Origin of the sequence: Thermodesulfobacterium sp. (assembly GCF_030445475.1) — a bacterium.
Taxonomy (GTDB): Bacteria; Desulfobacterota; Thermodesulfobacteria; order Thermodesulfobacteriales; family Thermodesulfobacteriaceae; genus Thermodesulfobacterium; species Thermodesulfobacterium commune.
In genome coordinates this window covers 22420-31759 of the sequence record NZ_JASUTP010000018.1, presented here as the reverse complement: position 1 = coordinate 31759, position 9340 = coordinate 22420, and the positions used below count along the sequence as shown (strand labels likewise).

Genomic DNA, 9340 nt, shown 5'->3' with positions numbered 1-9340 from the left:
AGGGATAGAAGTTTATTTGGATTCAGGAGAAGAAAATTCTGATTTTAGGAGGACGATTTGTTACCCCATAGGGTTAAACACAATTAAATAAACACTATGTCCAAATAGAAGCGGGGGTAAAGAGAAAGTTTAAGGATTAAGGAAGTAAGGTTAGGCCCAGCTATAAGAATGAAGGAGACTTTAAGGCAGAAGATAAGGGATCTTCAATGCTCTCACAGAATGTCAACACTAAAACCCTATCCCTTGAACATCAAGAAACATCGGGGCGAGAGGATTTGAACCTCCGACCCCCTGCTCCCAAGGCAGGTGCGCTCCCAAGCTGCGCTACGCCCCGATAGTTTTTATTTTGATTACAATATAACTTATTCGTTAAATTTTACAACACCTAAATAATTAAGATTTTTTTGAATTTTTTAATCTTGTATATACCTTCTGATAAGGTTTAAGAAAAATAATTTGTTGTTCAGGCTTAGTCGTTTGATTTTGAGGCTATATGGTAGTTTTTTAACTTTTTTAAGAACTTGTTTTTATTTTAAATATGATTATAATTCTCAATATCAAAAAAATTTAAAAGAGGGGGGTTATAAAATGAGAATAGCGGTGGCTACAGAGGATGGATATGTGGCTCAACATTTTGGAAGATGTCCAAAGTTTACGATTTTAGAGGTTAAGGATGGACAGATTGTTAATCAGTCTGTTTTAGAAAACCCAGGTTATAGGACTCATCAACCAGGGTTAGTGCCTACTTTCTTGAGAAATCAAGGGGTAGACTGTGTTATAGCTGGGGGGATGGGGCCAAATGCAGTAAATATGCTTGAGTCTTTTGGGATAAAGGTCATCCTTGGCGTAACAGGAAAAGTTGAAGAAGTGATGAAAGCTTTTATCAGTGGAAGTTTAGAGGGAGGAGAAAGCCTTTGTGATCATGGAGAACATGAATGTTAACATTAAAAAATATCTTTTAGGGTCTTGACTTTTTAAAGAGTATGGTTAAATTTAATAATGAAAATCATTTTCATTAAAAAACTAAAAGGAGGTGTTGGGTATGCCTTGGGGAGATAGAACAGGTCCACTTGGGTTAGGACCAAGAACAGGAAGAGGTTTAGGATATTGTTCTGGGGCTAATACTCCTGGGTTTATGATTCCTGGAGGGTTAGGAAGAGGCGGTAGATGGGGTAGAGGTAGAAGAGGTGGTTGGGGTTGTTGGAGATGGTTTGCAGGTCTTGGAAGAGGGTGGAGATGGTTCTGGAGAAGGGCTTTTGGAGCAAGGTTCTCTTCGGTAAATGAAGCAGAAATACTAAGGCAGGAGGCAGAGATTTTAAGAAAGAATCTTGAGGCTATAGAGAAGCGTTTAAGCGAAATCGAACAGGGTAAATAAATTAATTAATAAAAATAAACAGGAGTTAATGCCATGAAAATTTGTATAGTCTCTCAAGGAAAGGATTTAGAGGCAGAGATAGACTCAAGGTTTGGACGTTGCAGATATTTTATTTTCTACGATACAGAAACAGGTGAGAAAGAGGTAGTAGAAAATACCTGGAGAGAGGCTGTTCAAGGGGCTGGGGTTCAGGCTGCCCAGTTTGTGGCTTCTAAAGGGGTTCAAGTTTTAGTTACTGGTGGTAAGTTAGGCCCGAAAGCAGAAAGGATAATTAGTTTGGCTAACATAAAAATTATAGAAGTTCAGGGTAAAGTGATAGATGGAATAAATCAGGTTAAAAATCTGAGGTAGGAGGCCTGTACGATGGAAGAAAAAGGTTGTAGCTGTGAGACTCAATGTGGTCCTCAATGTGATTCAAAAAAAAGATTAAATGAAGAGGGTCAGGATGGGCTTAAAAATACAGTTTCTAAAATAAAAAGAAAAATTTTGGTGTTATCTGGAAAAGGAGGGGTTGGTAAAAGTACGGTGTCTACCAATCTTGCGGTGGGGTTATCTCAAAAAGGATATTTTACTGGACTCTTGGATATAGATATTCACGGGCCTAATATTCCTAATATGTTAGGCTTACAAGGTATTCCTCCTTTGGTTACCGATGCCGGGCTTTTCCCTTTGAAGCCTTTTGAAAATTTAGAAGTAATCTCTATAGGGTTTTTCTTGCAGGAAAAAGATACTCCGGTAATTTGGCGAGGTCCCCTGAAACATCGGGTGATAGAGCAGTTTTTAACAGAGGTTCGTTGGGGACCTCTTGATTATTTAGTGGTTGATTCTCCTCCAGGTACAGGAGATGAAGTGATTTCTATCCATCAACTTTTAGATAAAGTTGACGGAGCTGTCATAGTAGCTACCCCTCAAGAGGTAGCTTTGGCTGATGTGAGAAGGTCTATAAGGTTTTGTTTAGAGGCTTCGATCCCTATCCTTGGAGTTGTAGAAAACATGAGTGGGTTTGTTTGTCCCCGTTGTGGAGATATAATCGAAATATTTAAGACAGGTGGAGCGGAAAAAATCGCTAAAGAGTATAACATTCCTTTTTTAGGCAAAATTCCTCTTGACCCAAGGATAGTTCAGGGAGGAGACGAAGGAAAACCAGTTTTATTATACTATCCTGACAGTGAACCTGCTAAAGCTTTTGCAAAAGTGGTAGATAAAATCGTGGAGGCCCTTAACCCTTGATAGAAGTTACCATAGTTTTTGATAACTATAAGGGTGAACCAGGTTTTGAAACAGGTTGGGGATATAGCTGCGTTGTTAAGAGAAACGATGAATTTTTACTTTTTGATACCGGGGCCGATGGACAAAAGTTGATAAAAAATTTAAAAAGAGCAGGGATAACTCCTTCTTTAGTTTCAAAAATCATTCTATCTCATGCCCACAAAGACCATACAGGTGGTTTAAAAGAGATACAGAGTTTAATGCCTGAGGCTGAGATTTATGCCGGAGTCTCTTTTTATGAAGAGGTTAAAAAGTTATTGCCTTACGCAAGGTTGTTTAAAGTTTCTTCAGAGGTTTTAAGGATTACCCAAGGAGTTTATCTTACCGGTGAGCTTGAAGGAAAGGTCAAAGAAACTTCCTTGGTTTTAGAAGCCAAAGATGGGGTGATAGTCCTTACAGGGTGTGCTCATCCTGGGATCGAAAAAATTATCGAAAAAGTTATCTCTGAGATCAACCCTAAGGTTTTAGCGATTTTAGGAGGTCTTCATCTGCTTGATAAAAACGCGGAAGAAATTAGGAACGTGATAGCTTGTTTAGAAAGTAAAGATGTCCGATTGCTCGCACCATCTCATTGCACCGGAGACCTTGCTCTAAAGCTTTTTAAACAACATTTTAAAGAAAGGTTTTTAAAGGTAGGGGTAGGGACTAAAATTACTTTTGAGAGCAAATAAGAAAAGGTTATACAAGATAAACGAATGATAATCTCAGTTGCCAGCGGAAAAGGAGGAACAGGTAAAACTACGGTAGCGGTTTCTTTAGCCTTAACCATAGGTAACGCTCAGATAATCGATTGTGATGTAGAAGAACCAAATGTTCGACTTTTTTTAACCCCAGAGATCAAAGAAACCTATCAAGTAAATACCCTGATTCCTGAGATAGATAAAGAAAAATGTACTTATTGTGGTTATTGTAGCAAAATATGTGTCTATAATGCTTTGTCTGTGTTAAAGTTTGAACAAGGTGGGGAGGTTTTCTTTTTTCCTCATCTATGTCATGGATGTAGAGGCTGTATTTTACTCTGTCCTGAAAAGGCTATTTATTCTGGATTCAGGCCTATAGGAGAAATAACCAAAGGTGTTAAAGAAGGCATAGAGTTTATAGAGGGGAAGCTAAACATTTCGGAGGTGCTTGCCCCTAAGGTAATCAAAGAAGCTAAAAAGTGTATTGATCCTGATAAGATTGTGATCATCGATGCCCCACCTGGTACTTCATGCCCTACGGTGGCCTCAATAAAAGGTGCTGATTTCTGCATTCTGGTTACAGAGCCAACTCCTTTTGGACTTCATGACTTAGAGCTTGCTTATGAAATGACCAAAGTTTTAAACATACCCTGCGGGGTAATCATCAATAAATCTCAGGAAGATAAAATTGTGGAAAACTTTTGTGAAAAGGTTGGCCTTCCTATTTTGATGAAGATACCTTTTAAAAGAGAAATAGCTGAGTTTTATTCAAAGGGCATTCCTTTGGTAGTTGGTATGCCTGAGTATAAAGAAAAATTCTTAAATCTTATTGAATCGATAAAGGGATTTATAAAATGAAACAGATTTTGGTGATAAGTGGAAAAGGTGGAACAGGTAAAACCTTTTTTACAGGTTGTTTGGCAGTAGCTATCTTAAACAAGGTTATCGTAGATTGTGATGTTGATGCAGCTAATTTACATCTGCTTTTACATCCTTCTATAGAGCAATCTTTTGAGTTTTTTGGAGGAAAGAAAGCCCTTATAGACAAAGAAAAATGCACCTTATGTGGGGCTTGTAAGGAGGTGTGTCAATTTGAGGCTATAAATGATGATTTTCAGGTGGATACGATTTCTTGTGAGGGTTGTACCATTTGTAGTTATGTGTGTCCAGCCTCAGCCATTGTGCTTTATGAAGCATCATCAGGATACTACTTTATTTCTCAAACTGAGTATGGAAAAATGGTTCACGCAAAACTTGGGATTGCTCAAGAAAACTCAGGGAAATTGGTAGCTAAACTAAGAGAAATATCTAAAGAAATAGCTGAGACAACCAAGGCAGATTTTATCATTCTTGATGGTCCTCCTGGGGTAGGTTGTCCGGTAATGGCCTCTATGACCGGTGTTGACCTTGCTATAGCCATTACTGAACCGACTGTTTCTGGTCTTCACGATGTAAAAAGGGTGATAGATCTTGCTCGACATTTTAAGGTGGACCTAAAGGTGATTATCAATAAGTATGACTTAAATCCTGAGATGAGCCAACATATGGCCACCCATCTTGAGAAAGAAGGAGTTGAGGTAATAGGTGTAATTCCCTTTTCTGAAGAAATTTTAAAGTCAGTAAAAGCTGGGATTCCTTATCTAAAATTTTCGAGAGGTAGTTTAGCCAGAAAGATAGAACAACTCATATTTAAAATTCTTGAAGAAATCACTTAGTTATTTTTTACGAACGTCAATTTGTAAGCATCAAAACTTAGTACGAGCTAAAATCCTAACCAGAAGTTTATATTAAAAAATAATTCTTATTTTATAATCAATTAAATTTAAAAAATCGGTCTTGACTTTTATCTAGTTTTTTTATATTGTAAGTGGTATATAGTGGTAAAAAGTGGAAGATAATGTTTAGAGGTAAGTTTAAGCACTCTTTAGATGAAAAAGGTCGGTTTAGTCTTCCTGCTAAATTTAGAGAGGTTCTAAGGGTTAAATATGGGAGTGAAAATTTAGTGGTTACTAACTATCCTGAGTGTTTGGTAGCCTATCCTGTAGAGGAATGGCAAAAGATAGAAGAAAAGTTGTTGGGGCTTCCTTGGGATGTTCCAGAGGTAAGGGAATATATAAGGTATTTTTTAGGTTCTGCTGAGGAATGCCAGCCTGATAAACAGGGAAGGATTTTGTTGCCTCAGTCTTTGAGAGAAGAAATTGGGTTAGAAAAAGAGGTGGTGCTGTTAGGAATGCTTTATCACTTCGAGATATGGAATCCAGTTCATTTAGAAAGCAGGTTTAGAGAAACGAAAAATAATTTTAACAAGATTATGCAGATGATAAACCCCTATCTCACCGGGAGGTAGGAGTATTTCTTTCCATGAGCCTGTGCTTTTAGAGGAGGTTATAGATTGGCTTAAGGTGGTTCCAGATAAGATCTATGTAGACGGCACTGTGGGGATGGGAGGGCATAGTGAGGCTATTCTTGAAAGGTCTTCTCCTACAGGTGTTTTATACGGTTTTGAATGGAATGAACCTTCTTTTGAGCTCGCTAAGCAAAGGTTAAGTAAATATGGAGATAGAGCAAGACTTTTTAACTTAAATTTTATTTATATAAAAGAAGTTTTACAGAAAGAAGGTGTGTTGGCAGATGGGATTTTATTAGACCTTGGCATTTCTTCTTTTTTGTTAGAACATAGCGGACGGGGTTTTTCTTTCCAAAAAGATGAGCCTTTAGACATGAGGATGAGTTTGGAAAAAGAGCTTACCGCAGAAAAAATCTTAAATACTTATGATGTAAAAAGGCTTTCTCAGGTTTTTTTAACAGGTGAGGTCCCAAGTGCCGTTAAATTTGCTCAGTTTATCTGCGAAAGAAGAAAAAGAAAATCCTTTAAAACCACTAAAGATTTGGTAGAGGCTGTTAAGGAGTTTTATAAAAGTAGCAGAAAGAGCCTTCTTGCTGTGATATTTCAAAGTTTACGAATAGAAGTTAACGAAGAACTTAAGAATTTAGAAAAAGTGCTAAAGGAGGTACCAGAGGTTTTAAAAACAGGAGGAAGGATAGCGATAATTTCTTTTCATTCTTTAGAGGATAGGCTGGTAAAAAATTTTTTTAAGGTTGACCCAAGGATAAGGCCTGTGTTAAAAAAGCCGGTTGTTCCTACTTTAGAAGAGATAAGAAGAAATCCAAGGGCCCGTAGTGCCAAACTAAGGGTGGGGGAGAAAATATGATAGCCAATAAAACCTTGGTTTATAAGCCTCATTTAGACCGTAGGGTTAACCAGGATTCGAGTTCTCAAAAGAAAAACGTGGCCAAGTTTTGTTTTAAAGAATGGATAAAACAGCTGGCTTTTAATACCGCTCTTATCCTAACCACGGTATTGCTCTTTGTAATGTCGGTAGCTACAGCCTATAAAACCTATGTTTGGATTAAGCTAAAGGTAGAAAAACACCAGCTTCTTAACAAAAATAAAGAATTAAAAAATCAGTTTTATAGCTTAACCAGTCGAGAAATAGTGTTAGAAAAGGCTAAAAAACTTGGGTTAAGACCACCTCAAAATGGGGATTATATTTTTCTAAGATGAGTAAAAAACAGCATTACAGTTTATGGTGTTTTTTGGGCATATTTCTGTTTTTTCTGGTGTTGGTGCTCAATTTTTCTGTCGAAAAGGTTACCGGCAAATCTTCTCTTCCTGAGGTAAAACGAGGATATATTTTTGATAGAAACTACGAACCCTTAGTTATTACTTTAGAAAACTATAAGGCCTATTATGTTATTAAAAACAACTGGATGGCTGAGTCTATACCTGATGTGGTAAAGACCTACCTGCCTTCTACTTTAAACCTTCCGAAAAAGGGGATCATCCTTCTTTCTGAGGATTTGACGTTAGATGAAGTAGAGAGGCTCTCAAAGGAGTCAAGAGTTCTTATAGAAAAATCTTTTAGAAGAAAGATACTGGTTCCAGAGATGGATTTTCTGATAGGAGAAACGTTTAATGGTTATGGGGTTTCAGGTTTAGAAAAGAGGTTTGATGCTTATCTCCAGAAAGGAGAGCCGCTGGTGTTATCTTTGGACCTTAAAAAGGAAAAAAAGTTTCTGAATCTTAAAAAACAGTTAGAAAAAAATTATCAACTAGGTTTAGCAGAAATAGACCTTTCTACAGGAGAGGTTTTAGCTTACGTGGATGAAAAAGAAACTCCGTTGTTTGAAGAAGCCTACCCTTCGTCAGTTTTTGGGATATTTCATAAAAATCAAAAGACAACTCTCTGGGGTTTAGGAGAATACTTTTTGGCTAGTCTTTGTGGTCAGAATATTTCTATCGATTTTGTGAAAAAAAACGAAAAGGTTTGCAATCCAGAGTTGGAAAATTTTTCCAAAGACAAGATGATGTTTTTATTGGACAAATCAGTGGTAAGGGTTTATTTTAAGGATAATAAAATGTTAATTGTAGTTTTAAAAGAGAAAAACAATTCTTCCGAGGACATAAAGATTAATCTTTGTTCAGAACGGTTTGACGACTTATTTGCAGGGTTGTTATGAAATTTCTGAAGGACATTATTAAGGATGTGGAAATACTAAAGGTTTACCCTGAGGATGAGAAGTGGTTAACCATCCAGGTTTATGGAATCGCTGACAACTCTAAAGAGATGTCTGAGGGCTACGTGTTTATAGCAAGGAAAGGGACTAATCTTAAGGGCGAAGACTTTATACCTGAGGCTATTAACAGAGGTGCTAAGGTTATCGTTAGGGAGACACCTATAGAGCCCCAAAAAATTCCCTCAGGGGTTTATCAAATCCAGGTAAGGGATGTTAAAAAAGCCCTTTCTCAGATGGCTTTGAATTTTTTTGACCACCCTGAAAAGAAACTAACCCTTATAGGGGTTACCGGAACCAACGGAAAAACTTCGGTATGCTACTTTACAAAAACTTTGTTGCAAAGCCTTGGGGTAAAAACCGGGTATATAGGAACTATTTTTTACGAGATAGAAAGAAGAATTCCTGCTACTGAGACTACACCTTCTATCATAAAACTTGGTTGGTTGATGAAAGAAATGGTAGATAAGGGATTTAAAGCCTGTGTGATGGAGGTTTCTTCTCATGCTTTAGACCAAAAAAGAGTAGAAGGACTTTCCTTTGAAATAGCAGGTTTTACCAACCTTTCAAGAGATCACTTGGATTACCATAAAACCATGGAAGCCTATTTTCAGGCTAAAAAGTTACTTTTTACCGATTATTTAACTCCAGAAGGCAAGGTAGTTTTATCATTTGAGACAGAGTATGGGAAAAGACTTTATCAGGAGTTAAAAACCTTTTTACCTGAAGACCGGATCTTTATTGTAAACGATGGTTATTTAAGGGTAGAAATTTTAGGGATGGAAGATGGGCTTGAGGTAGAGTTAAAATTTTTAGAGACTGGTGAGGTATATAGGGTTAAAACCTCACTTTTTGGAGAATACCAGGCAAAAAATCTAGCTACGACAGTAGGAATTTTGACGGCTTTAGGCTATCCCACGGAAGAGATAGTTTTAAGGCTTAGGGAGCTTAGAAATCCAGTAGGAAGGTTAGAACTGGTAGCTGAGTTTAACGGGGCTAAGGTGTTTGTAGACTATGCTCATACTCCTTCAGCTCTAGAGTATGCCTTGAAAAGTTTATTACCTCTAAAGAAAAACAGGCTTGTTGTGGTTTTTGGTTGTGGAGGTAACCGAGATGCTGGTAAAAGACCTCTTATGGGAGAGGTAGCAGAAACTATTGCAGATTATGTAATCCTTACTTCAGACAACCCTCGTTTTGAAGAGCCTGAGGCTATCATCGACGATATAAAGAAGGGGCTAAAAGGCATAAAACCCTGTAAAGTAATCCCAGACAGAAGAGAAGCCATCGAGTTTGCGATAAGATTTTTGGAAGAGGGAGATGTATTGTTAATCGCAGGAAAGGGTCACGAAACCTATCAGGAGATTCAGGGAAAAAGGTATCCTTTTTCTGACCAGGAAGAGATTTTGGAAACTATAAAGAGGATAAAAGAGAGGTCATAAAA

At 37.4% G+C, this 9340-nt stretch carries 12 protein-coding genes and 1 tRNA gene; 12 read left to right on the top strand and 1 reads right to left on the bottom strand.

Features of this window, described 5'->3' with window-relative positions:
- Window positions 1-260: 260 nt before the first annotated feature.
- Window positions 261-334: transfer RNA gene (locus tag PWP26_RS06130), tRNA-Pro, on the bottom strand.
- 254 nt (window positions 335-588) lie between these two features.
- On the opposite strand from PWP26_RS06130, the gene PWP26_RS06125 reads away from it, so the two are divergent.
- The 12 genes from PWP26_RS06125 (at window position 589) to PWP26_RS06070 (ending at window position 9338) form a co-directional block, all read left to right on the top strand.
- Window positions 589-942 (top strand): NifB/NifX family molybdenum-iron cluster-binding protein, encoded by a 354-nt coding sequence (locus PWP26_RS06125; protein WP_022855680.1) that lies wholly within the window; start codon window positions 589-591, stop codon window positions 940-942.
- Between the two features lie 100 nt (window positions 943-1042).
- Window positions 1043-1375, top strand: coding sequence for a DUF5320 domain-containing protein (locus tag PWP26_RS06120; RefSeq protein ID WP_273010719.1), 333 nt, complete (start codon window positions 1043-1045; stop codon window positions 1373-1375).
- A 33-nt stretch (window positions 1376-1408) separates the two neighbouring features.
- Window positions 1409-1726, top strand: a complete 318-nt coding sequence (locus PWP26_RS06115) for a NifB/NifX family molybdenum-iron cluster-binding protein (RefSeq protein ID WP_273019784.1) — start codon at window positions 1409-1411, stop codon at window positions 1724-1726.
- 12 nt (window positions 1727-1738) lie between these two features.
- The gene (locus PWP26_RS06110; RefSeq protein ID WP_273019782.1) at window positions 1739-2605 is read left to right on the top strand and encodes an Mrp/NBP35 family ATP-binding protein; all 867 of its coding nucleotides are present in this window, start codon (window positions 1739-1741) and stop codon (window positions 2603-2605) included.
- Complete coding sequence (locus tag PWP26_RS06105; RefSeq protein ID WP_038060633.1) at window positions 2602-3315, top strand: MBL fold metallo-hydrolase; 714 nt, start codon at window positions 2602-2604, stop codon at window positions 3313-3315. The genes PWP26_RS06110 and PWP26_RS06105 overlap by 4 nt, the downstream gene beginning before the upstream one ends.
- 24 nt (window positions 3316-3339) lie before the next feature.
- The gene (locus tag PWP26_RS06100) at window positions 3340-4182 is read left to right on the top strand and encodes an ATP-binding protein (RefSeq protein ID WP_273019780.1); all 843 of its coding nucleotides are present in this window, start codon (window positions 3340-3342) and stop codon (window positions 4180-4182) included.
- Window positions 4179-5039: an ATP-binding protein gene (locus tag PWP26_RS06095; RefSeq protein WP_273010557.1), complete on the top strand. Its 861-nt coding sequence runs from the start codon at window positions 4179-4181 to the stop codon at window positions 5037-5039. The genes PWP26_RS06100 and PWP26_RS06095 overlap by 4 nt, the downstream gene beginning before the upstream one ends.
- Window positions 5040-5221: 182 nt before the next feature.
- Window positions 5222-5671, top strand: coding sequence for a division/cell wall cluster transcriptional repressor MraZ (gene mraZ / locus PWP26_RS06090; protein ID WP_273010558.1), 450 nt, complete (start codon window positions 5222-5224; stop codon window positions 5669-5671).
- Window positions 5655-6536: a 16S rRNA (cytosine(1402)-N(4))-methyltransferase RsmH gene (gene rsmH, locus PWP26_RS06085; RefSeq protein ID WP_367652121.1), complete on the top strand. Its 882-nt coding sequence runs from the start codon at window positions 5655-5657 to the stop codon at window positions 6534-6536. Before mraZ ends, rsmH begins: the two co-directional genes overlap by 17 nt.
- The gene (locus tag PWP26_RS06080) at window positions 6533-6889 is read left to right on the top strand and encodes a hypothetical protein (RefSeq protein WP_038060627.1); all 357 of its coding nucleotides are present in this window, start codon (window positions 6533-6535) and stop codon (window positions 6887-6889) included. Before rsmH ends, PWP26_RS06080 begins: the two co-directional genes overlap by 4 nt.
- Window positions 6886-7845 (top strand): hypothetical protein, encoded by a 960-nt coding sequence (locus tag PWP26_RS06075; RefSeq protein ID WP_273019778.1) that lies wholly within the window; start codon window positions 6886-6888, stop codon window positions 7843-7845. The genes PWP26_RS06080 and PWP26_RS06075 overlap by 4 nt, the downstream gene beginning before the upstream one ends.
- Entirely contained in the window at window positions 7842-9338 is a 1497-nt protein-coding gene (locus tag PWP26_RS06070; protein WP_287568670.1) for a UDP-N-acetylmuramoyl-L-alanyl-D-glutamate--2,6-diaminopimelate ligase, read from the top strand. Before PWP26_RS06075 ends, PWP26_RS06070 begins: the two co-directional genes overlap by 4 nt.
- Window positions 9339-9340: the final 2 nt, after the last annotated feature.

Excerpts from the sequence above, each read along its gene's own strand:
- PWP26_RS06125 (WP_022855680.1), top strand. The coding sequence starts at position 589 with ATGAGAATAGCGGTGGCTACAGAGGATGGATATGTGGCTCAACATTTT.
- PWP26_RS06120 (WP_273010719.1), top strand. The coding sequence starts at position 1,043 with ATGCCTTGGGGAGATAGAACAGGTCCACTTGGGTTAGGACCAAGAACA.
- PWP26_RS06115 (WP_273019784.1), top strand. The coding sequence starts at position 1,409 with ATGAAAATTTGTATAGTCTCTCAAGGAAAGGATTTAGAGGCAGAGATA.
- PWP26_RS06110 (WP_273019782.1), top strand. The coding sequence starts at position 1,739 with ATGGAAGAAAAAGGTTGTAGCTGTGAGACTCAATGTGGTCCTCAATGT.
- PWP26_RS06100 (WP_273019780.1), top strand. The coding sequence starts at position 3,340 with ATGATAATCTCAGTTGCCAGCGGAAAAGGAGGAACAGGTAAAACTACG.
- PWP26_RS06095 (WP_273010557.1), top strand. The coding sequence starts at position 4,179 with ATGAAACAGATTTTGGTGATAAGTGGAAAAGGTGGAACAGGTAAAACC.
- mraZ (WP_273010558.1), top strand. The coding sequence starts at position 5,222 with ATGTTTAGAGGTAAGTTTAAGCACTCTTTAGATGAAAAAGGTCGGTTT.
- PWP26_RS06080 (WP_038060627.1), top strand. The coding sequence starts at position 6,533 with ATGATAGCCAATAAAACCTTGGTTTATAAGCCTCATTTAGACCGTAGG.
- PWP26_RS06075 (WP_273019778.1), top strand. The coding sequence starts at position 6,886 with ATGAGTAAAAAACAGCATTACAGTTTATGGTGTTTTTTGGGCATATTT.
- PWP26_RS06070 (WP_287568670.1), top strand. The coding sequence starts at position 7,842 with ATGAAATTTCTGAAGGACATTATTAAGGATGTGGAAATACTAAAGGTT.